This window comes from Janthinobacterium sp. 61, assembly GCF_002846335.1.
Taxonomy (GTDB): domain Bacteria; phylum Pseudomonadota; class Gammaproteobacteria; order Burkholderiales; family Burkholderiaceae_D; genus Janthinobacterium.
This window is the reverse complement of the sequence record NZ_PJMQ01000001.1, coordinates 891,442-916,666: the sequence shown is the minus strand read 5'-3', so window position 1 is coordinate 916,666 and position 25,225 is coordinate 891,442. Positions and strand designations below refer to the sequence as shown.

The following is a 25,225-nucleotide window of genomic DNA, read 5'->3' as shown; positions in this document are numbered from 1 at the left end:
ATATTCGCATGTCGGGCTTCGTTGTCGCCGTCGTTCTGTTTGCCGCCCTGCTGCATGCCAGCTGGAATGCCATCGTCAAGTCCGGCAAGGATACCTTTCTCAGCACCGTGCTCGTTTCCGTGGGCGCGGCCCTGATCTCGCTGGCGGCGCTGCCCTTCGTCGATACTCCCGCCTCCGCCAGCTGGCCCTACCTGGCCGCCTCGGCCGTGGCGCAACTGGCGTATTACTCTCTGCTGGCGGCGGCCTACAAGGCGGGCGACATGAGCCATGCCTACCCACTGATGCGCGGCAGCGCGCCCCTGCTCGTGGCGCTGGCCAGCTGGCCGCTGATAGGCGAACGTCTTTCTTCCATGCAAATGGCCGCCGTCGCCTGCATCTGCGCGGGCATCTTCGGCCTGTATTTTGCGGCGCGCCTGCCCGCCATTGACAGCCTGCCGAAAAACACGGGACGCGCCACCGCCTTTGCACTGGGCAACGCCTGCGTCATTGCCAGTTATACCTTGATCGATGGCGTCGGCGTACGGCTGTCCGGCGCGCCGGCCGCCTACACCATGTGGATTTTTGTCTTGAACGGCGCGGGACTGCTGCTGTGGACGGCATTGCGCCGCCCCGCCGACTTGCTGGCGTATGCGCAAACGCAATGGCGGCTGGCCGCCCTGGGCGGTTTCGGCACCCTCGCCTCGTATGGGCTGGCCCTGTGGGCCATGACCCAGGCGCCCGTGGCGGCCATTGCGGCACTGCGCGAAACGTCGATCCTGTTCGCCATCGCGATTGCCGCCCTGTTCCTGCGCGAAAAAATCAGCCGCCGCCGCTACCAGGCCATCGCCCTGATCGCGGCGGGAGCCATCCTGATGCGAATCGCCTAACGCGCGTCTAGCGGCGCTATCGGCAACTCGATCGCGCTGGCCGCGCCTGCCGCGTGGTAGACGCGCTGCGTGGCTTTCTTGTAATCGCCTGGCTGGGCCAGGAAGATGTTTGGCACGAAGGTTTGCGGATTGCGGTCGTACAGAGGGAACCAGCTCGACTGCACTTGCACGGCGATGCGGTGGCCAGGCAGGAAGACGTGATTCGCATTCGGCAAGGCAAAGCGGTAGCGCTCCACCTTGCCCGCTGGAATCGCCGTCGGATGCTCGAGGCTGTCGCGATAGCGGCCACGGAAGATATCCATCGCCACGCCCAACTGGTAGCCGCCCATGGCCGGCTGCGACGGCACTTCGTCCGGATACACATCGATCAGTTTCACCACCCAGTCGGCATCCGTGCCGCTGGTGGCGGCGAACAGGTTGACCATCGGCGCGCCGGCGATGCGCACGGCCGTCTTCAACGGTTCGGAAACATAGCTAAGCACATCCGTGCGGTCGGCATAGCCGCGCTGGTCGCTGACCAGCCATGGTTTCCACTGGTCGGCATCACCGAGACGCACGGGACGCGCGACAAACGGCACAGGTTTCGCCGGGTCGGCCACGTACTCGTCATACGCGCCATTGGCGGAGTCAGCCGCCGCTTGCGCCGGCGCAAAGCCCAGCTTGTAGCCATCCTGCAGGTAGATCGGCGTCAGCTTGGTCTCGCAAGTCTCGCAAGCCAGCGGCCACTGCTGCAGGCGCTGCCACTGGTTCGTGCCGCTCTGGTAGGACACCACGGGCGCCGTGTTCGCGTCCGGTGCGCCATCCTTCAAGTATTGATTCAGGAATGGCTGCATGACTTTTTCGCGGAACTGGCGCGCCGTGTCGCCGTCAAACTTCAGGGCGCCCAGACTGGAACCGTCATAATTAACGCCGCTATGACGCCACGGGCCAATGGCCAGATAATTGAGGTTGTTGCGCTTGTCGCGTCCCTCCAATGCCGTGTACGTGGCGTAGGGGCCGTAGATATCTTCCTGGTCCCACTGCCCCACCACGTGCATGGTGGGCACGATCAACGGGCGCTTCGCCAGTATCTTGTCGAGTGCCTGTTCCTGCCAGTAACTGTCGTAAGCCGGGTGTTCGAACAGCTTTTTCGTGTAGGTCAGCTTGTCGATGCCGAATTTCTTCGCGTAATCGCTGGCCGAGCCTATGCGCAGATACGCGTCGTAATCGTCGTAGACGCCCAGCACGGGCGCCTCGGCGCTGCCGCGCACGCTCGTCTGCCATGCCAGGTAAGACAGGCTCGGCATGCGGAAGGCGCCATTGTGGAACCAGTCATCGCCGCGCCAGCCATCGACCATGGCGCTCATGGGTATGGCCACCTTCAGCGCCGGATGCGGGTCGACCAGGGCCATCAGCACCGTATGGCCCTCGTACGAGGAACCCAGCATGCCCACCTTGCCATTGCTCTCCGGAATATTCTTCGACAGCCACTCGATGGTGTCCCACGCATCCGTGACGTTATCAACCTTGGTATTGTTCAGCGGGCCGCGCACAGGGCGCGTCATCACGTAGTCGCCTTCCGAGCCATGCTTGCCGCGCACGTCCTGGAACACGCGGATGTATCCGTTTTCCACCAGGGTATCGTCACCCTGCGGCAAGGTGGCCAGCATGCTGGCGCTGGTCGCGCGCTGGGCACGGCGGGCCGCGTTGTACGGCGTGCGCGTAAGCATGATAGGCGCTCTCTTGGCATCTTTCGGCACGACGATTACCGTGTACAGCTTGACGCCGTCGCGCATGGGGATCATCACCACGCGCTTGACGTAATCGTTCAGGTCGGGCATCACCAGCTTGGCACCGATATCGGGCGCCATGGGTGGCGTTTGCGCCAGAACGGGTGCAGCAAACAGGGAACCGAAGGTGGTACTCAATACCAGGGCCAGGCCGGTGAGCCGGACGGGGGACGACACGCGCATACTGTTCTCCAATAGATTCATGCCACGCAAAAGTGGCCGAACGGCAATAGTACCCGGAAAGCAAGTTCCGCAGTAGACCAAGCTCTGACGCGGCGCAGCAGATATATCGGCACGCAACTTGACAGAACGCGCACGAACTGCAACCATAACGCCATGAAATTTATCCCGTCACAACACGCCTGCTTGAATTGGTGGTCCCGCTCACTTTCGCGCGGCCACTGCATAGTGATGTGAATTTGATCCACGCCGCCTCGATCGGTGGCGTAACAGGCTCAGCCTGGATCATCCCCGATGCAGGCGGCTCAAAAGGAAACTTGATGAGCTTGCCTAACACGCCCGATACCCCCGACACCGATAACGCCCCAGCCGCACCGCTGTCCGCCGCCGCCATCGCCTCGCAATCCGTGATCCTGACGGGCGACCGCCCTACCGGCCCCTTGCACCTGGGCCACTTTGTCGGCAGCCTGCGCGACCGTGTTTCCTATCAAAACAACTACAAGCAATTCATCATGCTGGCCGACGCGCAAGCGCTGACGGACAATATGGATGACATCGACAAGGTGCACCGCAACGTCGTCGAAGTGGCGCTCGATTACCTGGCCGTCGGCATCGACCCGACCAAGACCACGGTATTCATCCAGTCGCAAATTCCGGAACTGGCCGAACTCACCTTTTACTACCTGAACATTGTCACCGTGGCGCGCCTCGAGCGCAACCCCACCGTCAAGGAAGAAATCCGCCTGCGCGGCTTCGAGCGGGACATCCCGGCCGGCTTTTTGACTTACCCGGCCAGCCAGGCGGCCGACATCACGGCCTTCAAGGCAGGCGTGGTTCCCGTGGGCGAAGACCAGATCCCCATGATCGAACAAACCAATGAAATCGTGCGCCGCTTCAACCGCATGTACAACCGTGAAGTGCTGATGGAATGCAAGGCGCTGGTGCCGGACATTGGTCGCCTGCCCGGCATCGACGGCAAGGCCAAGATGAGCAAGTCGCTGGGCAATACCATCAACCTGGGCGCCACATCGGCCGAAATCACGGCCGCCGTGAAAAAAGTCTACACGGACCCACTGCACCTGCGCGTGGAAGACCCGGGCCACCTCGAAGGCAACATCGCCTTCACTTACCTGGATGCGTTTGACCCGGAAAAAGCGGCGCTGGCCGACATGAAAGCCCATTACGTGCGTGGCGGCCTGGGCGACAGCATCGTCAAAAAGCGCCTGGACCTGGTCTTGCAGGAAATGCTGGCGCCGATCCGCGCCCGCCGCGAAGAGTTCGCCAAGGACAAGGGCCAAGTCATCCAGATGCTCAAGGAAGGTACCTTCAAGGCACGCGAAGTAGCGGCCCGCACGGCCGATGAAGTCAAGTCCGCGCTGGGCCTGAACTACTTCTGATCACAGACAGTAACAGCAAACTGATGCGCCCAGGCGGAGTCGGGTAAAATCCCGCTTCCGCCTGGGCGCAATTCGTTTGTCACCGTGGCATCAGCAATCCGTAGAGAAGACAAAGTGCCATGACCGATACCACTGTCGAACAGCTGCTGCAGCAGCATTTTTCCATCGATGCGCTGCAACGCTCTCCCGCGCCCCTGCAGCAGGCGCTGCACATGCTGGGCGGCTGGCTGGCGGCTGACCGCGACACGCCGTATCCGCACACGCCGTACGCGGAACTGCTGACGCAACTGTCCGACACCTGCCTGCCCGCGCACGGCATGCCCGTGGCGGCATTCCTGCAGGAACTCGACGCCACCGTGCTGGCCAATACGGCCCAGCTGAACCACCCGCAATACATCGGCCACATGACCCAGGCCCTGCCTTGGATCAGCGTGCTGGCCGAAGCATTTACGGCCACCCTGAACCAGAACCAGGTGAAGATCGAGACAGCGTACGTCTCGACCCTGATCGAAAAACAGATCCTGGGCTGGCTGCACCGCCAGGTATACCAGCAGCCCGATAGCGTCTACACGCAGGCGATGGCCGCCACCAGCGGCGCGCTGGGCAATGTCGTCAATGGCGGCACCATGGGCAATTTGACGGCGCTGGCCGTGGCGCTGGAACAGCAGCTACCCGGCACGCGCAAGCGGGGCCTGTTTGCCGCCATGCAGGAATCGGGCTATGCGGGGCTGGCCGTGATCGGCTCGGCCCGCAGCCATTATTCCGTGAAAAAGGCGCTGGCGACCCTGGGCCTGGGCGAAAACGCCCTGCACCTGGTGGCCGTCGACCGCGACAACCGCATTGATATCGCCGCACTGGAAGCGACGATTACCGAATTGAAGTCGCGCAAGATCAAGGTCATCGCCATGATCGGCATCGCTGGCACGACGGAAACGGGCGCCATCGATCCGCTGGCCGCCATGGCGGCAATTGCCGCCCGAGAAAGCATCTGGTTCCATGTGGACGCGGCCTGGGGCGGCGCCCTGCTGATCGCGGAACAGTACCGCGCGCTGTACGACGGCATAGCCCTGGCCGACTCCGTCGTCATCGACGGACATAAGCTGCTGTGGGTGCCGATGGCGCAAAGCATGGTGCTGTTCAAGGACAGCGCCAGCCTGAACTTGCTGAAACACAACGCCAACTACATCTTGCGCGACAACTCGGGCGACCTGGGCCAGACTTCGCTGGAAGGGTCGCGCCGCTTCGACGCCTTGAAACTGTGGACCTCGTTCAAGGTGCTGGGCGTGTCCGGCTACACGACCTTGCTGCAGCAGGCTGCCACACTGTCCGGCCAGTTGCAGGATTTATTGGCCGACCAGCAGGATTTCGAACTGCTTACGCGCTCCGACACCTTCATTCTGACCTACCGCTACGTGCCCGCACACTTGCGCCAGCGCATGGAAAGCTTGCTGGCCAGCGGCCAGGCGGAGGCGGCGACCGAGCTGAACAAGCAGCTGAACACGCTCAACGCCAAGCTGCAAAACAGGCAAAAGGCGCAGGGCCACAGCTTTGTGTCGCGCACGGTGCTCGAATCGACGCGCTACCCTGGCCCGACCAATGTGCTGCGCGTAGTCATGACAAATGTCAAGACGCGCCCCCACCACCTGCGCGCCATCCTGGCCGAACAGCGGGCCATCGGCCAGGCGCTGGTGGCCGAACTGGGCCTGTAGGCAATCCCACCCATCAGCCCCGACTGGATGCCCGATGCACCGCCTGAGCGCCCTCACCGATCTGTTACGATATCTGTTGAAATGGCTGCTGCTTGCCTTCGTTGTGGCCGTGCTGGCAGGGACGGCCTCGGCAGGCTTCCTGTTTGCCCTGGACTGGGCGACGCGCACGCGCCTGGCGCACGCCTGGCTGATCTGGCTGCTTCCTGTGGCGGGCTTTGCCGTCGGCTGGCTGTACTTGCGCTACGGCAGCAGTGTCGAAGGCGGCGCGAACCTGCTCATCGATGAAATCCACGACCCGAAAAAAATCATCCCGCTGCGCATGGCGCCGCTGGTGCTGGGCGGTACGGTGCTCTCGCATTTGTTTGGCGCCTCCGTCGGGCGCGAAGGCACGGCCGTGCAGATGGGTGGCGCGCTGGCCGACCAGCTGACCCGCATATTTCGTTTGAACAATGAAGACCGCCGCATCATCCTGATGGCCGGCATCAGCGCCGGCTTTGCCTCCGTCTTCGGCACGCCGCTGGCCGGCGCCATCTTCGGCCTGGAAGTACTGGCCATCGGCCGATTGCGCTACGAAGCCATGTTGCCCTGCCTGGCTGCTGCCGTCATCGCCGACCAGGTGGGCTTGCTGTGGGGCGTCCACCACACGCATTACGCCGTGCCTTTGCCCCACGCCCTCTCTGCCTGGACCTTGTGCGCCATGGTCATCGCGGGCGTGGTGTTCGGCGTGACGGGCAAAGTGTTTGCGCAAGCCACGCATGGCTTGAGCGGCTTGATGAAGCGCTGGATCAGCTACGCGCCACTGCGCCCGCTGGCCGGCGGCGTGGTCATCGCCGCTGCCGTCTGGCTGATCGGTACGGATCGCTACATCGGCCTGGGCATTCCCACCATCGTCGACGCCCTGAAGGAACCGCTGCCAGCCTGGGACTTTCTGGGCAAGATGGCGTTCACCATCGTTTCGCTGGGCACGGGCTTCAAGGGCGGCGAAGTGACGCCCCTGTTCTACATCGGCGCGACCCTGGGCAATGCGCTGGCCCCCCTGCTGCACCAGCCCGTCACCCTGCTGGCCGCCATCGGCTTTGTTGCCGTGTTTGCAGGCGCGGCCAACACGCCCATCGCCTCGACCCTGATGGCGATGGAACTGTTCGGCGCCGAGATCGGCGTGTATGCGGCCATCGCCTGCGTCGTGGCGTATCTGTTTTCCGGCCACGCGGGCATTTACCGGGCGCAGCGGGGCGGCCACGCCAAACGCATAGCCCAAAAGGACCAAGACACATGACACAGAATATCTACGACAACGACACTTTCTTCACGGCCTACAGCCAGCTGCCCCGCTCCGTCGGCGGCCTCGACAGCGCCCCCGAGTGGCCAGCCCTGCGCGCCATGCTGCCAGAGTTGCAAGGCAAAAGCGTACTGGATCTGGGCTGCGGCTATGGCTGGTTCTGCCGCTGGGCTGCCGATGCCGGCGCGGCACGGGTGCTGGGCGTCGACGTTTCGGAAAAGATGCTGGCGCAGGCGCGTGGCATGGGGAGCCACGCGGAGGTCGATTATGCCCGGATTGACCTGGAACAACTGGCCTTGCCGCACGCCAGCTACGATCTGATCTACAGCTCGCTGGCCTTCCACTACATCGAAGGTTTCGACGCCATGCTGGCCACCATCCGGCACGGCTTGAAACCGGGTGGCAAGCTGGTGTTTTCAGTCGAGCACCCGATCTTCATGGCGCCGCGCCAGCCCGGCTGGCTGACCGATGCGCAAGGCCGCAAGTGCTGGCCTGTCGACAGCTACCAGCAGCAAGGCCCGCGCGTGTCGGACTGGCTGGCGCCCGGCGTGATCAAGCAGCACCGCACCCTGGGCACCACCTTGAATGCCCTGCTACGCGCCGGTTTCCAGCTGGAACATGTGGAAGAATGGGGTCCCACCGACGCACAGCTCGCGCAGCAGCCAGCCCTGGCCGAAGAGCGTGAGCGGCCGATGCTGTTGCTGGTGGGCTGCGCCCTGCGCTAGCCCCGGGTGCGCTCGAACAATTTGCCCGCAAGCTCTTCGATATCGCCGCGCATGGCCAGCGCATCCAGCCAGCACGGGGGAATCGCCTGGGCGCCATAATAGGCGCCGGCAAGCTGGCCGACGATGGCGCCAGTCGTATCGGCATCCTCGCCCAGATTGACGGCGCGCAACACGGCCTCTTCCAGTGAGTCGGTATTGAAAAAGCACCAGAGCGCCGCTTCCAGCGACTCCACGCAATAGCCCGTGCCGCGTATCTGCCCTTCCGTCTTGGCGATGAAACGGCCAGTGGCCATCTCCCTCAGCCTGGGTTCGGCAGGCCGATATGCAACACTGCCCATGAGCGCCTCTTTCGGCGTACCCGCCAGCGCGCTGCACAGCAAGGCAGCAAACAATTGACAGCCTTCGACCGCCTCCGGCGCCGCATGGGTCGTGCGCGAGCTATCGGCGGCATAGGCCACGGCCGCCGTCACATCGGGATAAGCGAACAGCACCACCGGGGCCAGGCGCATGAGCGAACCATTGCCAGCCGAATCCGGCGCGGTAGAGCCGCTCCAGGGATTGCCCGTTTCCTGGAACCTGGCCAGCGCGTCTCTTACCGTGCCACCGATATCGAAGCAGGTGCCGGTGGAGCTCAGATAGCCCCATTGCCACCAGTTCAGATACCGTGCCATCTGGTCTTCAGGGGCGAATGTCCCCTTGAGCACCAGGCTCTCGGCCAGGCATAGCGCCATCGAGGTATCGTCCGTCCATTGTCCCGGCTGCAGGCCGAACGGGCCGCCGCCAGTCATGCCCGTCACGGGCGCGAAGCTGCCACGCGGAGAAAACTCCACGCTCGTGCCGATGGCATCGCCACAGGCCAGCGCCAGCATGGCGCCCAGATAACGGTTGTGCAAAGTTGATGTCATCATGGTTTCCATTGATTCCTAGCTGGCCACATTGCGCGTAAAGCGCAAGGTCGATACGCCGGCATTGACGTAGGCATACGCTTGCGCGCTGCTGAATACAAGAAAATCACCGGTGGCCAGCGTTCTCGTCCCGGCCGCCAGGACCAGTTGCAGCTCGCCTTCCAGCACGTAGAGCATTTCGCTGAATCCGGCCTGGTCGGCTTGCGCATCATAGCGCTCGCCCGGCGCCAGGGTCCACGACCACAGCTCCACCTGGCGGCTGGCGGGCGCGGCGCCCAGCAGCACTGCCCGGCTCGCTTGCGATGCGCTTTGCCACATCAGCACGCGCAGGCTGTCGTGCGGCTGCCGCGGCGGCTGCACCAGGTCGACAAAGGCCACGCCCAAGGCGGCGGCCACATGGTCGAGGTTGGCCAGGCTGATGTTGGTGCTGCCCGCCTCGACGCCGTTGACCATGCGCCGGCTGAGGCCAGACTGGCGCGCCAGCTCCTCCTGACTGAGGCCGGCGGCGAGGCGCAAGCGCCGCAGATTTTTGGCCAGGTGCTCCAGCACGCCACCGGCCTCGGCTTGACTGCGCAATATATTGCTCCTATTATGATGGGAAATATTTTGCTCATAGCATAGCTTCCCATGAAAACGCACGCAAGTCCCCCGCCCGCCTTCGGCCTGCCCGAACTGGCCCTGATCGCCATCACCTTCATCTGGGGCGGAACATTTCTCATCGTGCAGCATGCCGTGACGGTCAGCGGCCCACTGGCCTTTGTAGCCGCCCGCTTTGCCGTCGCCGCCAGCATCGGCGCCCTCGTTTGCCGGGGCCAGCTACGTCACTTGAGCAAGGCCGAGTTATTCACCGGCATGCTCATCGGCGTCAGCATCTTTGGCGGCTACGCACTGCAAACCTATGGCTTGATGCATATTTCCAGCAGCAAGTCCGCCTTCATCACGGCCTTCTATGTACCCATTGTGCCGCTGGTGCAATGGCTGGTCTTCAAGCAGCGGCCCCGCCCCGCAGTGTGGGTGGCCGTCGTGCTGGCATTCGTCGGCTTGCTGCTGCTCACGGGCACGGATGGCCTGGGCCTGGGCCTGGGCCTGGGCCTGGGCAAAGGCGAGCTGATCACGGCGATAGGCGCCATCGCGATTGCCCTGGAAATCATCCTCATCAGCCGGGTCTCGCCGCAGCTGAACATCTTGCGCGTGACCATCGTGCAGTTGGCAACGGCGTCGTTGATTGCCCTGCTGTTGATGCCCGTCATGGGCGAAGCGCCGCCGGCCCTGAGCAAAACTTTCATTCTCAGCGTCCTCGCGCTGGGCTGCGCCAGTGCGCTGATCCAGTATGTGATGAACTGGGCGCAAAAGCGCATCTCCGCCACCAAGGCCACGCTGATCTATGCGGGCGAGCCAGTCTGGGCTGGCGTGATAGGGCGCATCGCGGGCGAGCGCTTGCCCGCGCTGGCCATCGTCGGGGCCATCCTGATCATTGGCGCAGGCATCCTCAGCGAATGGCGGCCCAGGCGCTTGCGCGCCGATGGCAAGGCCATCGCGGCATCAGATTAAGCCTCGGTACGCCGCAGCGCCGCCCCGCCATGCAGCGCCAGCGGCATGGCCCTGGCCCAGCGGTTCGAGGAGAGCGAAAACGTCAGCGCGCGCACCTGGTGATACCAGCCGGCGGGCACGTACAACATGTCGCCCGGTTCGACAAGGCATTCGATCATGCTGGCCTGGCGCGCCAGGGGAAAACGCTCGAAATCGGGCGCTTCCGGGTCAAACGGCGAGCCGAACAGGATGGCGTTCGCTTCGCTGGGATACAGGAATTCGTCGTGGTGCGGCGGGGATAAAATGATGCGCTTGCAGCCCCATACCTGGGCGAAGATATTGTCATCGTAATCGCAATGCAAAGGCGTTACCGTGCCAGCCGGCCCCACCCAGAAACGCGGCGGACCCATCTTGTCAAAATACGTGGGCCAGTGGCACAGGCGGTTCAATTCGCGCAACTCCAGGTTACCCAGATACGGCGGCAGCGCGTACTTGCCCTCTGCCACCAGGTCCAGGTATTGCCCCATCGACATGTCCTGCATGGCGCGATCGGCCGCAAATGCCGTGTTGATGTAATCGCCCACCCGCGCGCGCACGGGCACGTGGCTGAACTGCTCGCGCAAGATTTCCGGACCCACTGCAGACAGGGGCCAGCGCTGCACCAGCCCGCGCATCAGGAAAGGCAAGCCCAGCGCTGCGCGCGCGCGGAATGCGGCGGCGCCGAGCATGGCCAGGCGCGGCACGGCGCTGATGGTGGGCAAGTCGCGCGCCGCCTGCTTGATGGCCTCGCGCATGGCATCGATGGAGGTAACGCCGCGCACCTGCGCATCCTTGTCTTCGCGCGCCTGCTTGCGCGCGAGTGCCGCTTCGGGCGAACTGAATGCGGCTGGCGGCCTGGGCGGCAACGCGCGCGACGATAGGGGGGTGGCCGCAAGCGGGAGCGGCACTTCTTTTTCTACAGACATAAACCTTCTTTGCGATCAAGGCGTCGCACGGCATGACGCGACAGTGCGCCATTTTAAGCCAGCAAGGCCCGACTGCGCGCATCAGCGTGGCTGCAAGGCAGAGTGCAAGCCAGCAAAAAGAGTGATATCGCCCGCCAGGGTTACCCAGGAACGTATCGGCACCTGACAAAACCGTCGCGAGCGGAAGGTAGAGGTGGCCGCGAAGCGCAACCGTGCTAGAGCACGGTGAGCATCGCAAGCCGCCTATACCAACGCGCAGCAGGTTTGGTCAGGTGTCCTCAGACAGGGGTCTTGAAGATAGGATCGACGATGAACTGCTGCGCCTTGATACGCAAGGTGCGCTCTTCGTCCAGTTCGGCGCGCGTTTCGCCCAGCTCTTCGCGTTCCGCTTCCAGTTCCAGACGCGCGGCAGCCAGTTCCGTTTCCACGCGGGTCAGGCTTTCCAGCTTCAGCTGGGCCTGGATCAATTCGGCGCGCGCCGCTTCGGCCGCCTCTTCCAGGCGGGGGATGCCTTCGAGCTTGAATTGCGCCTTGGCCAGGTCCATGCGCGCCTGCTCGGCGGCCTCTTCCAGGCGCGGCAAGCCTTCCAGGCGCAGCTGCGCCTTGGCCAAGTCCGTGCGTGCCTGGTTGGCGACTTGCCGCTCGCGTTCGAGTTCCTCGCGCAAGGTTTCCAGCTCGCCCGCCTGCAGGTCAAGCAACTCTTGCTGGCGCTCGTTCTCGCTGGCCAGGTCCATCAATTCCTGTTGATTGTCGTTCATCTCGGCTTCATGCGCATTGTGGCTGGCGCTTAATTCCTGTCCTACATAATCGAGAATGGCTTGCTGCAGCACGGGCGACAGTTCGGCGGCGGCAGCGATCTGGCGCTGCGCGCCGGCCTTGCGGCGCTGCAAGAGCTTGCTGATAGTGCCCAGGCAGGCGCCATTGCCCAGCCGCTCGCGCAAGGCGCGCACCGTGATGGCCTGGCCTTCCCCCGCCATCGCTTCCATTGCCGCATTGATCTGTTCCGCGCTTACTTTTGCCATTATCGTGTGCTCTTGAATGTTGCTCAGGGCAATCTTGCCCAGGGGCATTATCTTATGCTAGCGGCGGCAAAGCGTAAAGTATTTCTCAATAGAAATTGCAATTGCACAACGGAAGCATGAGAAAACATGCGGCTTCCGCGAATTTACTCTTCGAGCAAACCATTTTCAGTGAGCATATCTTGCACCAGTTCCAGGCGCAGCACGGGATTGTCTTGGCTCAGCAGCAATTGCTTTTGCATGGCGCTCAGGGACAAGAGCTCGCACCAGCGGTTCGCCACCCAGCCGCATTCGTCAAGGCGGTACGGCGGCTGCAGGGGCATCTGCTCTGGCGGAATCTTTTGCTCCTGCAAGGTGCGTATCAACGCGCCCAGCGCATCGGCCACGTTCTGTTGCTCTTGCGGGATGGGAATCGTTTTATCGGGCGGCAAGGTTTCAATCTGCGCCATCCACAAGCCGTACTTGAGCTGCTCGCTGGCCACGATGTGAAAGCGCTGCATGCCCATGCATTTGATTTGCAGCAAGCCCGACAGGGGCGCCGCCCAGTCGATGACGCGCGCCAGGGTGCCCACGGGCGCCAGAGTTTCCTGCTGGCCCGGCTTGCGCACTTCCGCGCCGTCCAGCAGTTGCACCACGCCAAACGGCTGCTCACCCATGATGCACTGACGTATCATGTCCAAGTAGCGTACCTCGAAGATCTGCAAGGGCAGATAGCCATCGGGATACAGCACCGTATTGAGCGGGAACAAAGGTATCGAGGTCATAGGCGCATGATGGCACGAATGGCATATCCGTGCTGCGCGCCTTGCCTCGCCAAGCTGACTGCGCCGCTTATTTGTAGAAGCGGCGCTTCTTGGCCCGCTCCGCCGCCTTCGGCGCCAGCACCTTGACGGCCTTCTTCTGGATGGTACCGCCGGCGGACGTGCCCGGCACGCGGTGCTCCGCCTCGAAACCGGGTTCCTCATTGCGTTTCAGCGTTTGCCGCGTCAGCGCTTCCACGGCCGACAGCAATTCCACTTCGTCGGCGCAGACCAGCGATATCGCTTCGCCCGAGGCGCCCGCGCGGCCCGTACGGCCGATGCGGTGGATATAGTCTTCCGCCACGGTGGGCAAGTCGAAATTGACGACGACGGGCAATTGATCGATATCCAGGCCACGGGCGGCCACGTCGGTGGCCACCAGCACCTGCACCTCGGCCTCCTTGAAACGGGCCAGCGCGCGCAGGCGGTTCGGCTGCGTCTTGTCGCCGTGGATGGAGTCGGCGCGCACGCCCTGCTCCAGCAAGGTGTTCACCAGTAGCTCGACACCCTTGCGCGTCTTGACGAAGACCAATACCTGGCCCCAGCGCTTTTTCTTCAGCAGGTGCAAAAACAGTTCCGGCTTGCGTTTCTTGTCGCACACGATCACCGACTGCTTGACGGCCTTGACCGTGCTGTTGCGCGCGCTCACTTCCACCGAAACGGGATCCTTCAGCATGGTTTTCGCCATGGCGCGGATGGCATCCGAAAAGGTGGCCGAAAACAGCAGGGTCTGGCGCTGCTTGGGCATGGTCATCAGCAATATATCGAGCTCGCGCTCGAAGCCCAGGTCCAGCATGCGGTCCGCCTCGTCCAGTACCAACGTCTGCACTTGCTCGAACTTGACGGCGCCCTGCGTCTGCAAGTCCAGCAGGCGGCCTGGCGTGGCCACCAGCACGTCGAGGCCCTTGCGCAATTTGCTGATCTGCGGCTCGATCGGCACGCCGCCATAGGCGACAAAGCTGCGCAGAGGCAAGTTGCCGCCATAGCTGCGGAAGCTGGCATAGACTTGCTCGGCCAGTTCGCGCGTGGGCACCAGCACCAGCACGCGCACGCACTGGGGCGCCACCACGCCTTCCAGGGTCAAGCGCTGCAGCAGCGGCACGGCAAAGCCGGCCGTCTTGCCCGTGCCCGTCTGGGCGGCGGCCATCAGGTCGCGCCCGGCCAGTACGGCAGGAATCGCTTGCGCCTGCACCGGCGTGGGCTTGGCATAGCCGAGCTCATCAAGTTTGCGGACCAGGGGATCGATCAGGCCGAGGGAGGAAAACGTCATGGGGAAAGCAATCTTGGCAAAGGAAAAGGTGGCGCGCACGGACTGGCCGCGCGCGCAATTGCCGAGATTATAGGCCAGCGGGGATGCGGGCCGGGGATTTCAGTACGAGAACGTCACGATCAGAACTTCATTTCCAGGGTCGCGCGCGCCTGCGGCGAACTCGGCGAAATGCTGTTGCGCACTATCGTGCCGCTGGCGTCCGTATAGATGGTGTTGCTTTCAAAGTCTTGTGCCAGCAAATTCGACACGGCCAGGCGCAGCTGGTTCTTCGCATCGAATTTCCACAGCGCATAAATGTCGAGGTCGCGCCGCGGCGACGTGTAGGCGCTCTGGCGCTCGGTGATGCGCACGGGGCCGCCATTGCGGAAATTGAAGCTGCCACCCGTGGTCAGCACGCCGTCCGGCGTCTTGTAGTCGAGGCCAAAGTTGCCGCTGACGGGGGTTTGCTGGTCGAGCCGGTTGTCCGGCCCCGGCACCTGTTCCACCTGCGACCAGTTGCGGCTGACACTGGCGCGCAAGTCGATGGCCGGCACGGGCGCGGACAGCACGGCGCGCAGCGGGAACTTCGCTTCCAGTTCCAGTGTCTGCGTATTGGCGCGGCCATCGTTGACGGGCGTCGATACCCAGCGGTCATTGATGAACAGCAAGCCCTGGCGCGTATAGCCGTCGATGCGGCGGGCCGAGGCGCGCGCGCTGAGCAAGGCGCCTTCGGCCCAGTAGTGCTCGTACGAGGCATCGATGCCCAGCGCCAGCTCCGGTTTCAGATACGGATTGCCTTCGCGGTCAGGGTCCGTCTGGCTGTTGTTGGTCGAGGTATTGCGGCGCGGAATCAGGCTGGACGTGGGCTGCGCCTTGTAGGTGCGCGTCAGGGCCAGGCGCACCTGGTCGCCCTTGGTATCAGGCAACTTCCACAGGGTTTGCAGCAGCGGGCTCCACACGCTGGTGCGCTGATTCACTTCCTCATAGGTATCGCCCGCGCTGCGCGTATCGATGCCTTCCCAGCGCACGCCCGCATACATGGACCAGCGCGGCGTAATTTCCCACTCATCCTGCACGTACAGGGCCAGGCGCTGGATGGTGGCGTCGAAACCTTCGTCGCTGTTGACGGGCGGGCGTGCACCCAACGCGCCCAGGGCCGCTTCGCGCTGGCGGCGGGTTTCCTCGCGCTCCGTGTAGGCACCGTCCCAACCCATGGACAGGGCATGGCCCGGCAGCAAGGGCGAGGAATACTTGCCGGTGGAACTGACGCCGTTTTCCGTCGCCTTCACGCCCACCTTGCGCTCAAGCGCCAGGGCGCTGCCATCGATGAAGCCTTGCTGCAAGCTGTCGGACGTATTGCGGGCGGCAGAGGCGCCAATTTTCAGTTCCAGCTTGGCGCCGCCGGCCAGCTTGTGCATCCACGTCAGGTCGCTGCGGCCGAAGGCATTGTGGTTGCTGGAGCTGCCCGTGTTCGTGTCGTAGTCGGGGCGCAAGCCCTGTTCTGTTTCCGCACGGCTGATATTGCGATGGTTCGAGCGCCCGCCGTTGAAGAACAATTGCGCCGTCACATTGTCGCCGTTGGCCAGCGCCCAATTCAGGCGGGGCGACAGATTGATGCCTTCCGGGCGGCCATCACCGGTGCCATTCGTGCGGCGCAGCAGGTTTTGCCGGCCATCGGGCGCGTAGCCCAGTTCCAGTCCGGGATTATCATAATGATAGTCATAGCGGAACAGCGAACCGGCCATCGAGTATGAGAAATTACCATCGCGGTCGGACAGTTGCACGTTGACACTGGGCGAAAAGCTCACGTCACTGCCCTGCACGCCCAGCTTGATCTCGCGCTGCGCTGTCTTGACGGCCTTTTTCAGCACCACGTTGATGGTGCCGGCGATCGACTGCGTGCTGTACTCGGCGCTGGCCGCATGCAAAATCTCGATGCGCTCGATCACGTCGGGCGACAGGGTATCGAGCGAAAAACCGGCCGGCGCCCGCTCTCCGTTAAGCAGGATCTGCGTGTAGCCGCTGCCCAGTCCGCGCATGCGGATTTCGCCGCCCGAGCGCCCGGCCGCACCGGAAACGGTAATGCCGGGCAAGCGCTTGAGCACATCGGTGACATTCGTGTCGCCATACTTGAGGATTTCCTCGCTGCCCACGACCATCTTGCTTGCCGTATCGTCGCGGCGCGGATCATAGCCGCTGCCCTTGACTTCGACGGTCTGCATGGCGGGCGCGGCAGGCTTTTCAGCCTTCAGCGGCGCGGCGGCAACGTCAGCGCCGACTGGCGCTTCGGATTGCTGCGCCTGGGCATTCCAGGCAAACAGGACAGCGGAACAAACAACGGTAAGGCGGAAGCAACGGCGTGGCATCATGACTTGGCTGAAAAAAGTTGGCTGAATAAAAATGGCTAAATGCTAAAAAACAGGCCGCTGTATTGTGCTGCAATTTTTTACGAGCGGCACAGTTTCCTGAAAATATTTCCTTTAGCAAATTAAATTTGGTGACAGCCTGCGATACGCACCCTTGCATACGGTGCATATCATTGCGCGCCACATCGCCGCTATAATGCGTTTTCATCATTATTCCCATCACCCCGTCAAAGGCTTCCCATCGTGTCTGACCGTCTTGCCGTCCTGCCTCAATATCTGCTTCCAAAAGGAGCGTTGACCAACTTTGCCGGCCGCATCGCCGGCGCCAAGGGCGGCGCCATGACGACGCGTTTGATCCGCTGGTTCGTGGGCCGCTACAACGTCAACATGGATGAGGCGCTGGACCCGGACATCACGCACTACACGAGCTTCAACGACTTTTTCACGCGCGCGCTGCGCCCGGACGCCCGTCCCTTGGCCAAGGCCGACTACGTCTGCCCCGTCGATGGCCGCATCAGCCAGTTCGGCAACATCGACAAGGACCAGATTTTCCAGGCCAAGGGCCACAACTTCAGCACCACGGCCCTGGTGGGCGGCGATGCGACCCTGGCGGCCCGGTTCGATCACGGCAGCTTCGCCAACCTGTACCTGAGCCCGCGCGACTACCACCGCATCCACATGCCGTGCGATGGCCGCCTGACGCGCATGATTTATGTCCCTGGTGAACTGTTTTCCGTCAACCCGACGACGGCGCGCGGCATTCCCGGCCTGTTCGCGCGCAACGAGAGAGTCGTCTGCGTGTTCGACACGGCCAACGGTCCCTTCGTCATGACCCTGGTGGGCGCCACCATCGTCGGCAGCATGGCCACCGTCTGGCACGGCGTCGTCAACCCGCCCCGAACGGGCCAGGTACGCGACTGGAGCTATGCGAATGACAATGTCGTGCTGAAACAAGGCGAAGAGCTGGGACGCTTCCTGCTGGGCTCCACCGTCGTCATGCTGTTCCCGAAAGACGCCGTGGCATTCAATGCCAACTGGCAACCTGCCGGCCCAGTGCAGCTGGGCGAAGTCATGGGCAATCTGCCCAAGTAAGCCAACGGGACGCGCGCCTACACGGGCGCGTCGGTTTGATACATTTCCTCCATCAGGTCCAGAAACGCGCGCGTCTTGGCCGGCATCAAGCGCCGGCCGGGAAACACGGCCCAGCCCGTGACCAGCGGGAAACTCCACTCCGGCAGCACGCGCACCAATTCCCCCGTCGCCACATAGGCCCTGGCGAAGCGGTCCGTGCTGGCCGCAATCCCCACGCCCGTGCAGGCCATGCGCACCAGCAATTCCGGCGAGTTCGCCAACAGGCGCACGGGCAAATCGCGCTCCCACGTTGTCTTGCCGCGGATCAAAGTCCAGTGCACGAGGCCATGCACGGCACGGGGCAAGCTGAGCAAATCATGGCCGTAGAGGTCGTCGGGATGCTCGGGCAGGCCGTGCACGCTCGTATATTGCGGCGAGGCATACAGGGACAGGGTGCTGAACGCCACCCGGCGCGCGGACAGGCTGGCATCATCGGGCAAGTTGCCCATGCGGATGGCCAGGTCAAAATTTTCTTCCAGCAAATCCACGCGCCGCGCCGACAAGTCCAGTTCCAGCGAAATGGCCGGGTAGCGGCGCACGAACTCGGCCAGCACCTGGCGCATCAGCGCATCGCCGAAATCGGCCGGCATGGAAATACGCAACAAGCCACTGGGGCCCGCCTGGCGGTGCTGGGCCAAGGCGCCGGCCGCTTCTGTTTCCTCGACTACCTTGCGCGCATGCTCGAGCAAACTGGCGCCAAATTCCGTCAGCGCCAGCTTGCGCGTGGTGCGCAGCAGCAGCCGTTCGCCCAGTTTGGCCTCCAGCAGTGAAATACGCCGCGACAGGGTCGACTTGGGCAAGTCCACGCGCTGGGCGGCGCGCGAGAAACTGCCGCATTCGACGACGCGAGCGAACAGCAGCAAATCTCCAGGATCGATATCCATATGTTCCAATTGTTCCATTAGTGGATTAATGTTATCCATTTTAACGGCTTCCGGATGGTTTTTGGAATTGCTATAGTTCATCCATCGCAAGACACCTCACACGGAGAAACAAGATGAACATCCTGCAAATCAATTCCAGCGCCCGCAGCACCGGTTCCGCCTCGACCCGTCTGGCTGACGCCATCGTTGCCCGCGTGCAAGCCAGCAACCCTGAAGCCACCCTGGTGCGCCGCGACCTGGCTGCCCAACCACACCCCGTGCTCGACGAGCCGACCCTGCAAGCGCTGTTCACGCCGGCGGACAAGCGCACGCCGGAGCAGGCGGCCCGCATCGCCCTGGACGACGCGCTGATTGCGCAAGTACAAGCAGCCGACGTCATCGTCATCGGCGCACCGATGTACAACTTCGGCATCACCGTGCAACTGAAAAGCTGGTTCGACGCAATTGCCCGCGCCAACGTCACTTTCAAGTACACGGAAAACGGCCCCGTTGGCCTGCTGACCGGCAAGAAAGTCTATGTGGGCCTGTCCCGCGGCGGCTTGCACCGCGACAGCGCCAACGATAGCCAGGTGCCTTACCTGAACACCATGTTCGGCTTCCTGGGCCTGACCGACGTGCAATACGTGTATTCGGAAGGCATGGGCATGGGCCCGGACGCCGTGGCCAAGGCACAGGCGCAAGCCGATGCCGAGATCAACGCCATTTTGGTGTAACGCACGTACCAAGCCGGGGTCAGACGGGGTCAGACCCGGCGGGTCTGACCCCAAACAGGAGAACACAATGAGCGACATCACCACCGTCAACAAAGCACGCGCCGTCGAGCGCGTGATCGCCGGCCAGGCTGTCATGGATGGCGCTGGCGTGAAGATCAACCGCGTGCTGACGCAGCAGCTGCAGCGCCGTCTCGACCCGTTTTTGATGCTCGACAATTTCGCCAGCGACAAGCCGAACGACTACATCGCCGGCTTCCCCGAGCATCCGCACCGGGGTTTTGAAACGGTCTCGTACATGATCACGGGACGCATGCGCCACAAGGACAGCGCGGGCCACGAAGGCTTGCTGAGCTCGGGCGGCGTGCAATGGATGACGGCCGGCAGCGGCGTGATCCATTCGGAGATGCCGGAACAGGAAGAAGGCGTGATGGAAGGTTTTCAGCTGTGGCTGAACCTGCCCGCGCGCGACAAGATGCGCACGCCGTGGTACCGCGATTTCACCAGCAGCGAAATCCCCCGCTACACGACGGACGCGGGCGTGGCCGTGCAAGTGATCGCCGGCGCGAGCCATGGCGTGACGGGCGCCGTGCAGCGCGAGCTGACGGAACCGCTGTACCTGGACATCGACTTGCCTGCCGGCAGCAGCTTCGAGCAGCCCTTGCCGCAAGGCCATAACGCTTTCCTCTACACCTTCCGTGGCGAAGTGCAGGTGGACGGCAAGGCCGTGCCCGCCCTGCGCATGGCGATCTTCGCCAACACGCCGGGCAGCGACGGCGTGCGCATCGAGGCGCCGCAAGGCGGACGCGTAATCCTCGTCGCCGGCCAGCCCTTGAACGAGCCCATCGCGCAGTACGGTCCGTTTGTCATGAATACCCAGGCAGAAGTGTTCCAGGCCGTGCAGGACTTCCGCGAGGGCAAGTTTGGCGAGACGGCCGCGCAGTAAAGTTGTCTGCTCCATCAAAAACCTGCGGCGCCTCGGGCCCTGCAGGTTTTTTTACGTGCCGACTGTCTTGTTGCTTTTCAATTACACTGACGGCAACCTCATTCCACAAAGCATTCCATGCAGCCGACGCACACCGAACACGACGCCACCCATTTGCACGCCCACCTGAAGGGCGACGCCCAGCACACCCACTCGTTCGAGGGGCGCAGCCAGAGCATCCTCGCGTGGGCGCTGGGACTAACCCTGTCGTTTGCCGGCATCGAGGTCGTGGCCGGCTTCATGTCCAATTCGCTGGCCCTGATTTCCGACGCGGGCCACATGGTCACGGACGCGGCCGCGCTGGGCCTGGCCCTGCTGGCGCAGCTCATCGCGCGCCGCCCCCCGTCTCCACGCCACTCGTTCGGCTTTGGCCGCGCCGAGGCACTGGCCGCCTTCGTCAACGGCCTGGCCATGCTGTGCGTGGTGGGCTGGATCTGCTATGAAGCCGCGTTACGCTTTTCCGCCCCGCAACCCGTCAAGGGCGGCATGGTTTTCATCGTCGCCTTCATCGGCCTGGCGATCAATGTGGTAGTGGCGTGGGTATTGTCGAAAGACAAGCAAAGCGTCAACACGCGTGCCGCCCTCGTGCATGTGATGGGCGATTTGCTCGGTTCGGTCGCCGCCATCATCGCCGGCGCCGTGATTTACTTTACGGGCTGGATGCAGATCGACCCGCTGCTGTCGGTGCTGGTGTCCCTGCTGATTTTAAAGTCGACATTTGGCGTGCTGCGCGAGTCCTATCACTTCCTGATGGAAGGCGTGCCCTTGCACATCGACTACATCGCCGTGGGCACGGACGTGGAACAGGTGGACGGCGTGATTGCCGTGCACGATCTGCATGTGTGGGACATGTCGCCGGGCCATCCGGCCCTGATCGGCCACGTGGAAATCGAACACCTCGACCATTGGCCCAAGGTATTGCGCGCGATCAAGAAGATGTTACTCAGCAAGCACGGTATCGATCACATCACTCTGCAGCCGGAGACGGCCGCGATGGCTGGGCTGCATGCGGGTGACAAGACCCACCAGCAAGGCCTGGGGTCAGACCCTCGACCACGCTAGCTCAGCACTTTGCGTTAGCGGCCTTGGGGGTCTGACCCTGGCAGTTTATTGCGTCAACTGCGCCTTGCCTCCAGGACACCACTCACGTCCTTGATGACATTCAAGGCCTTCAATAGCTGCGCCGTCGAGCTGATCTCGGCCGTAAATGTCATGCGGGCCTGGCCCTTGGCGCTTTGGGTGTTGACGCCGATCACGTTGATCTTTTCGCGCGAAAAGATTTCGGAGATGTCGCGCAGCAAGCCCTGACGGTCGCCGGCCAGAATGAAAATATCGACCGGATACACGGTGTCTTGCCCGCCCGTGCTGCCCCACTCCGTGAAAATCACCCGTTCGGGCGACTTGGCGCGCATTTCCTCGAAATTCTTGCAGGTGGCGCGGTGGATAGAGACGCCCTTGCCGCGCGTCACGAAGCCCACGATGCTATCGGGCGGCGCCGGCTTGCAGCACTTGGCCAGCACCGTCATCAAGCCCTCCGTTCCCACCACCAGCACGCCGGACTTGGCACCCTGCTCCACACTGGAGGCGCGGCTCTTGCCGACCAGCACAGCGTCTTCCGGCACCACCACTTCGCCAGTGTCGTGCAGCGCCTGCTCTACGTGGCGCAGGCTGAACTCATCCTTGCCGACCGACAGGAACAGCTCGTCGACCTTGGCAAAGCCCAGTTTTTGCGCCAGCGCTTCCAGATTGACGGCCGTCTTGCCTTCGCGCTGCAGGGATTTCTCCACCAGCGCGCGGCCGTGGGCCAGGGTTTCCTGCATGTCGATGGCATGGAACCACGCGCGGATCTTCGAACGCGTGCGCGTGCTGACGGCGTAGCCGGCGCCCAACCAGTCGCGCGACGGCCCGGCCGTACCGGGCGCGCCCTTGGCCGTGATGATTTCGCAGGTCTGGCCGTTCTTTAATTGCGTATTCAGGGGCACCATGATGCCGTCGACCTTGGCGCCGCGGCAGCGGTGGCCCACATCCGTATGCAGGTGATACGCAAAATCGACGGGCGTGGCGCCCACAGGCAATTCCAGCACCCGCGCCTGCGGCGTCATGACGAAGATGCGGTCGTCCAGCGTGGCGGATTTCAACTTTTCCACCCATTCGCGCTGGATTTCTTCCTGGCCCACGACAGCATCGGCCACTTCCGTCTTCCACGCCAGCAACTGGCGTAGCCAGGCGATCTTTTCGTCGTATTTCTGGCCGGCAAAGTTCGAGCCGCCCTCTTCCTTGTAGCGCCAGTGCGCAGCCACGCCGTACTCGGCAAAGCTGTGCATTTCATTCGTGCGTATCTGCACTTCCAGCGGCCGGCCATCCTCGGCCGTCACCACCGTGTGCAGCGACTGATAACCGTTAGGTTTTGGCCGCGAAATGTAATCGTCGAATTCTTTCGGGATGGGGGTCCAGATATTGTGGACCACGCCCAGTACCGTGTAGCAGGTTTTCACGTCGGCGACGATGACGCGGAAGGCGCGCACATCGTACAGGGCCGTAAAATCGAGTTCCTTGCCGCGCATCTTGTTCCAGATGCTGTAAATGTGTTTCGGGCGGCCAAATACTTCCGCCTGGATACCGGCCGAGGCCAGTTCCGTCTGCAGGCGCAAGATGGCCGAGGAAACAAAGCCCTCGCGCATCATGCGCTTTTCTTCCAGCATCTTGGCGATGCGTTTATACGCTTCCGGCTCGATGAAGCGGAACGACAAGTCTTCCAGTTCCCACTTCAGTTGCCAGATGCCGAGGCGGTTGGCCAGCGGCGCGTACAAATCCAGCGTTTCCTTGCCGTATTCACGCGTCATTTCGTTGAACAGCTTCAATTCGGCAAAATAGCGCAAGGTCGTCACGCATGCGGCCAGGCGCACCAGCACCACGCGCATGTCGGAGGCCATCGCCAGCAGCATCTTGCGCAAGGTTTCCACCTGGGCCACGGCTTGCTGCGCCGCGTTCTTGCCACGACCGGCAGCGCTGCCGTGCTGTGCCTGGGTCAGCGCGCGCAGGCGAATCAGCTGGCGCACGCCGGTGGCCAGGTCGCACACCTGCTTGCCGAAGCGCGGCTCGATGTCGGCCGCCGTATCCGGGTCCAGCATCGTCAGCTCGAACATCAGACCGGCAATGCGCGTTTCCGCATCGCTGCGCAGGAAAGCCAGGGTGGTGGCCACGCCGATGGCGAAGTCCAGCGCAGAACGGCCGGCAAAGGTCTGCTTGTCACCATACGCTTCGGTGGCATACGCGAGCGCGTCCAGCACGCGGGCGCTGTCCGGCGCACTCAAGCCCTCTACCAGTTGTTCCGATGTGACGCTATTCGGGGCCGAGATGGAAACCATGTAATGCCTTATAAACTTAAAAACTAAATAACTTAATAACCTAGCGCTCTGCAGCGATGATGACGATTTCAACCAGGCATGCCGGATTGGCCAGCTTCGCCTCCACCGTGGCGCGCGGCGGCGTGTGGCCGGACGCGACCCAGTCATCCCACACTTCATTCATGCCGGGGAAGTCTTTCATGTCGGCGATATAGATCTGGCACGACAGGATGCAGGTCTTGTCGCTGCCCGCTTCCATCAGCAGGCGGTCGACGTGACCGAGCACTTCGCGCGTCTGGCCGACGATGTCTTGCGTCGTGTCTTCGGCAATCTGCCCAGCCAGGTAGATGGTGTTGTTGTGTATCGCTACTTCGGAGAGGCGTTTGCCTACGTGCAGTCGTGTAATTTCCATGCTTCTTCTTTCGGTTGTTTCAAAATCTGTACAGCGTTATCTCTTACCACTACTTACTTGCCCAGCAGAAACTTGCGCGCGATGGCGATCTGGTCGTCATGGACAAAAGTGGGCGCATGGCCCACGCCGGCAATTTCCACCAGCTCCGCCTTCGGACCACGGCCCAGCATACTTTGCGCCGTCGCGTGCGACAGCAAATCGGATTCCGAACCGCGCACCAGCAAGGTGGGACAGCGCACGGCATCATACGCGGCCCACAGCATGGCTTCGTCACTGGCTGCCGATTCCGGTGTGGCCGAGCGGAACGGCATGGCCAGTCCCATGTCATAGTGACGGCGCCAATGGCCATCCTTATCCTGGCGCAACACATCCACGGCCAGTTTATGCCATTCCGCGTCCGTGTGCGGGCCGAAGCTGGCGGACACATCGCGCACAAACCTGGCACCCTGCTCGAACGTCTCGAAACGCAGATCCTGGCCGATGTAGTCGCCGATGCGCTGCAAGGCTTCCGGCGCCAGGGTCGGGCCGATATCGTTCAGCACCAGCTTGCTGATCGGGCTGTCCGGCAACGATGCAAGACCCAGGCCGATCAAGCCGCCCATCGAAGTACCGAACCAGTCCACCGTCTGGCGCTCGCCATTGGCCAGCACGCGCGCCAGCAAGGTCACCATGTCGCTCACATATTGCGGTACGCGGTAAAACTGCGGGTTGGCCAGCCAGCCCGAGCGTCCTCGTCCCACCACATCGGGGCAGATCACGCGGTAATCGCTGGCCATGGCGCGCGCCAGGCTATCGAAGTCGTCCGCCACGCGCGTCACGCCATGGGCGCAGACGAGCACGTTCGGATTATCGGGCGCGCCCCACTCTTTATACGACATGCTGTGCAAGCCCGCCGGCGAGATGCATTGCACTGACTTGATACTGGCTTCGATCATGCGATTTCCTTATTCGATATAAAAAGAGCACCGCTTCCTGCCTGCCATGGAGTATCCCGCGC

General features: G+C 62.8%; 22 protein-coding genes. 10 read left to right on the top strand and 12 right to left on the bottom strand.

Annotated elements, in window-relative coordinates; genetic code table 11:
- The first annotated feature begins 8 nt into the window (after positions 1-8).
- On the top strand, positions 9-866 hold the full coding sequence (locus CLU92_RS04260; protein ID WP_101480862.1) for a DMT family transporter: 858 nt from the start codon (positions 9-11) through the stop codon (positions 864-866).
- Here the strand turns inward: CLU92_RS04260 and CLU92_RS04255 are convergent.
- Positions 863-2,818, bottom strand: coding sequence for a CocE/NonD family hydrolase (locus CLU92_RS04255; RefSeq protein WP_218973442.1), 1,956 nt, complete (start codon positions 2,816-2,818; stop codon positions 863-865). The genes CLU92_RS04260 and CLU92_RS04255 overlap by 4 nt on opposite strands.
- A 317-nt stretch (positions 2,819-3,135) precedes the next feature.
- On the opposite strand from CLU92_RS04255, the gene trpS reads away from it, so the two are divergent.
- From trpS to CLU92_RS04235, 4 genes are all read left to right on the top strand, one after another.
- Positions 3,136-4,212, top strand: a complete 1,077-nt coding sequence (trpS, locus tag CLU92_RS04250; RefSeq protein WP_243858142.1) for a tryptophan--tRNA ligase — start codon at positions 3,136-3,138, stop codon at positions 4,210-4,212.
- 119 nt (positions 4,213-4,331) lie between these two features.
- On the top strand, positions 4,332-5,921 hold the full coding sequence (locus CLU92_RS04245; protein WP_101480861.1) for a pyridoxal-dependent decarboxylase: 1,590 nt from the start codon (positions 4,332-4,334) through the stop codon (positions 5,919-5,921).
- A 34-nt stretch (positions 5,922-5,955) separates the two neighbouring features.
- The gene (locus CLU92_RS04240; protein ID WP_101480860.1) at positions 5,956-7,197 is read left to right on the top strand and encodes a voltage-gated chloride channel family protein; all 1,242 of its coding nucleotides are present in this window, start codon (positions 5,956-5,958) and stop codon (positions 7,195-7,197) included.
- Positions 7,194-7,925 (top strand): bifunctional 2-polyprenyl-6-hydroxyphenol methylase/3-demethylubiquinol 3-O-methyltransferase UbiG, encoded by a 732-nt coding sequence (locus tag CLU92_RS04235; protein WP_101480859.1) that lies wholly within the window; start codon positions 7,194-7,196, stop codon positions 7,923-7,925. Before CLU92_RS04240 ends, CLU92_RS04235 begins: the two co-directional genes overlap by 4 nt.
- Here CLU92_RS04235 and CLU92_RS04230 read toward each other — a convergent pair.
- Complete coding sequence (locus tag CLU92_RS04230) at positions 7,922-8,833, bottom strand: ADP-ribosylglycohydrolase family protein (protein ID WP_218973441.1); 912 nt, start codon at positions 8,831-8,833, stop codon at positions 7,922-7,924. The two genes, CLU92_RS04235 and CLU92_RS04230, sit on opposite strands and share 4 nt — an antisense overlap.
- A 15-nt stretch (positions 8,834-8,848) precedes the next feature.
- Positions 8,849-9,406 carry an XRE family transcriptional regulator gene (locus CLU92_RS04225; protein WP_101480858.1) on the bottom strand — a complete coding sequence of 186 codons (558 nt, stop codon included), beginning with the start codon at positions 9,404-9,406 and terminating at the stop codon, positions 8,849-8,851.
- A gap of 51 nt (positions 9,407-9,457) precedes the next feature.
- On the opposite strand from CLU92_RS04225, the gene CLU92_RS04220 reads away from it, so the two are divergent.
- Positions 9,458-10,381 carry a DMT family transporter gene (locus tag CLU92_RS04220; RefSeq protein ID WP_101480857.1) on the top strand — a complete coding sequence of 308 codons (924 nt, stop codon included), beginning with the start codon at positions 9,458-9,460 and terminating at the stop codon, positions 10,379-10,381.
- Here the strand turns inward: CLU92_RS04220 and CLU92_RS04215 are convergent.
- From CLU92_RS04215 to CLU92_RS04195, 5 genes are all read right to left on the bottom strand, one after another.
- Positions 10,378-11,325 carry a cupin-like domain-containing protein gene (locus CLU92_RS04215; protein WP_101480856.1) on the bottom strand — a complete coding sequence of 316 codons (948 nt, stop codon included), beginning with the start codon at positions 11,323-11,325 and terminating at the stop codon, positions 10,378-10,380. The two genes, CLU92_RS04220 and CLU92_RS04215, sit on opposite strands and share 4 nt — an antisense overlap.
- A gap of 278 nt (positions 11,326-11,603) precedes the next feature.
- On the bottom strand, positions 11,604-12,347 hold the full coding sequence (locus CLU92_RS04210; protein WP_101484482.1) for a DNA-binding protein: 744 nt from the start codon (positions 12,345-12,347) through the stop codon (positions 11,604-11,606).
- A 143-nt stretch (positions 12,348-12,490) separates the two neighbouring features.
- On the bottom strand, positions 12,491-13,108 hold the full coding sequence (locus CLU92_RS04205; protein ID WP_101480855.1) for an LON peptidase substrate-binding domain-containing protein: 618 nt from the start codon (positions 13,106-13,108) through the stop codon (positions 12,491-12,493).
- Positions 13,109-13,175: 67 nt separating this feature from the next.
- Complete coding sequence (locus tag CLU92_RS04200) at positions 13,176-14,414, bottom strand: DEAD/DEAH box helicase (protein ID WP_101484481.1); 1,239 nt, start codon at positions 14,412-14,414, stop codon at positions 13,176-13,178.
- Between the two features lie 119 nt (positions 14,415-14,533).
- On the bottom strand, positions 14,534-16,762 hold the full coding sequence (locus CLU92_RS04195; RefSeq protein WP_257560967.1) for a TonB-dependent siderophore receptor: 2,229 nt from the start codon (positions 16,760-16,762) through the stop codon (positions 14,534-14,536).
- 240 nt (positions 16,763-17,002) lie between these two features.
- Here CLU92_RS04195 and asd point away from each other — a divergent pair, with 240 nt between their 5' ends.
- The gene (gene asd / locus CLU92_RS04190) at positions 17,003-17,851 is read left to right on the top strand and encodes an archaetidylserine decarboxylase (protein ID WP_101480854.1); all 849 of its coding nucleotides are present in this window, start codon (positions 17,003-17,005) and stop codon (positions 17,849-17,851) included.
- 17 nt (positions 17,852-17,868) lie between these two features.
- Here the strand turns inward: asd and CLU92_RS04185 are convergent, their stop codons facing one another.
- The gene (locus tag CLU92_RS04185; RefSeq protein ID WP_101484479.1) at positions 17,869-18,774 is read right to left on the bottom strand and encodes a LysR family transcriptional regulator; all 906 of its coding nucleotides are present in this window, start codon (positions 18,772-18,774) and stop codon (positions 17,869-17,871) included.
- Positions 18,775-18,887: 113 nt separating this feature from the next.
- Here CLU92_RS04185 and CLU92_RS04180 point away from each other — a divergent pair, with 113 nt between their 5' ends.
- The 3 genes from CLU92_RS04180 to CLU92_RS04170 all read left to right on the top strand — a co-directional run bounded on the left by CLU92_RS04180 (position 18,888) and on the right by CLU92_RS04170 (position 21,531).
- Entirely contained in the window at positions 18,888-19,487 is a 600-nt protein-coding gene (locus tag CLU92_RS04180; protein ID WP_101480853.1) for an FMN-dependent NADH-azoreductase, read from the top strand.
- 67 nt (positions 19,488-19,554) lie between these two features.
- A complete protein-coding gene (locus CLU92_RS04175; protein WP_101480852.1) occupies positions 19,555-20,430 on the top strand; it encodes a pirin family protein in 876 nt (291 codons plus the stop codon).
- Positions 20,431-20,547: 117 nt separating this feature from the next.
- Positions 20,548-21,531, top strand: coding sequence for a cation diffusion facilitator family transporter (locus tag CLU92_RS04170; protein WP_101480851.1), 984 nt, complete (start codon positions 20,548-20,550; stop codon positions 21,529-21,531).
- Positions 21,532-21,584: 53 nt separating this feature from the next.
- Here CLU92_RS04170 and CLU92_RS04165 read toward each other — a convergent pair whose 3' ends face one another.
- Genes CLU92_RS04165 through CLU92_RS04155 form a run of 3 tightly spaced genes read right to left on the bottom strand, consistent with a single transcriptional unit; the run spans position 21,585 to position 25,163 of the window.
- Entirely contained in the window at positions 21,585-23,837 is a 2,253-nt protein-coding gene (locus CLU92_RS04165) for a bifunctional (p)ppGpp synthetase/guanosine-3',5'-bis(diphosphate) 3'-pyrophosphohydrolase (protein WP_101480850.1), read from the bottom strand.
- A gap of 40 nt (positions 23,838-23,877) precedes the next feature.
- Positions 23,878-24,228: a RidA family protein gene (locus CLU92_RS04160; RefSeq protein ID WP_101480849.1), complete on the bottom strand. Its 351-nt coding sequence runs from the start codon at positions 24,226-24,228 to the stop codon at positions 23,878-23,880.
- Positions 24,229-24,281: 53 nt separating this feature from the next.
- The gene (locus CLU92_RS04155) at positions 24,282-25,163 is read right to left on the bottom strand and encodes an alpha/beta fold hydrolase (protein ID WP_101480848.1); all 882 of its coding nucleotides are present in this window, start codon (positions 25,161-25,163) and stop codon (positions 24,282-24,284) included.
- Positions 25,164-25,225 lie beyond the last annotated feature (62 nt).

Coding starts and splice junctions, on each gene's coding strand:
- CLU92_RS04175 (WP_101480852.1), top strand. CDS start 19,555: ATGAGCGACATCACCACCGTCAACAAAGCACGCGCCGTCGAGCGCGTG.
- CLU92_RS04180 (WP_101480853.1), top strand. CDS start 18,888: ATGAACATCCTGCAAATCAATTCCAGCGCCCGCAGCACCGGTTCCGCC.
- trpS (WP_243858142.1), top strand. CDS start 3,136: ATGAGCTTGCCTAACACGCCCGATACCCCCGACACCGATAACGCCCCA.
- CLU92_RS04200 (WP_101484481.1), bottom strand. CDS start 14,414: ATGACGTTTTCCTCCCTCGGCCTGATCGATCCCCTGGTCCGCAAACTT.
- CLU92_RS04185 (WP_101484479.1), bottom strand. CDS start 18,774: ATGGATATCGATCCTGGAGATTTGCTGCTGTTCGCTCGCGTCGTCGAA.
- CLU92_RS04260 (WP_101480862.1), top strand. CDS start 9: ATGTCGGGCTTCGTTGTCGCCGTCGTTCTGTTTGCCGCCCTGCTGCAT.
- CLU92_RS04205 (WP_101480855.1), bottom strand. CDS start 13,108: ATGACCTCGATACCTTTGTTCCCGCTCAATACGGTGCTGTATCCCGAT.
- CLU92_RS04240 (WP_101480860.1), top strand. CDS start 5,956: ATGCACCGCCTGAGCGCCCTCACCGATCTGTTACGATATCTGTTGAAA.
- CLU92_RS04245 (WP_101480861.1), top strand. CDS start 4,332: ATGACCGATACCACTGTCGAACAGCTGCTGCAGCAGCATTTTTCCATC.
- CLU92_RS04255 (WP_218973442.1), bottom strand. CDS start 2,818: ATGCGCGTGTCGTCCCCCGTCCGGCTCACCGGCCTGGCCCTGGTATTG.
- CLU92_RS04195 (WP_257560967.1), bottom strand. CDS start 16,762: ATGATGCCACGCCGTTGCTTCCGCCTTACCGTTGTTTGTTCCGCTGTC.
- CLU92_RS04165 (WP_101480850.1), bottom strand. CDS start 23,837: ATGGTTTCCATCTCGGCCCCGAATAGCGTCACATCGGAACAACTGGTA.
- CLU92_RS04210 (WP_101484482.1), bottom strand. CDS start 12,347: ATGGCAAAAGTAAGCGCGGAACAGATCAATGCGGCAATGGAAGCGATG.
- CLU92_RS04230 (WP_218973441.1), bottom strand. CDS start 8,833: ATGATGACATCAACTTTGCACAACCGTTATCTGGGCGCCATGCTGGCG.
- CLU92_RS04155 (WP_101480848.1), bottom strand. CDS start 25,163: ATGATCGAAGCCAGTATCAAGTCAGTGCAATGCATCTCGCCGGCGGGC.
- CLU92_RS04160 (WP_101480849.1), bottom strand. CDS start 24,228: ATGGAAATTACACGACTGCACGTAGGCAAACGCCTCTCCGAAGTAGCG.
- CLU92_RS04215 (WP_101480856.1), bottom strand. CDS start 11,325: ATGTCTGTAGAAAAAGAAGTGCCGCTCCCGCTTGCGGCCACCCCCCTA.
- CLU92_RS04220 (WP_101480857.1), top strand. CDS start 9,458: ATGAAAACGCACGCAAGTCCCCCGCCCGCCTTCGGCCTGCCCGAACTG.
- CLU92_RS04170 (WP_101480851.1), top strand. CDS start 20,548: ATGCAGCCGACGCACACCGAACACGACGCCACCCATTTGCACGCCCAC.
- CLU92_RS04235 (WP_101480859.1), top strand. CDS start 7,194: ATGACACAGAATATCTACGACAACGACACTTTCTTCACGGCCTACAGC.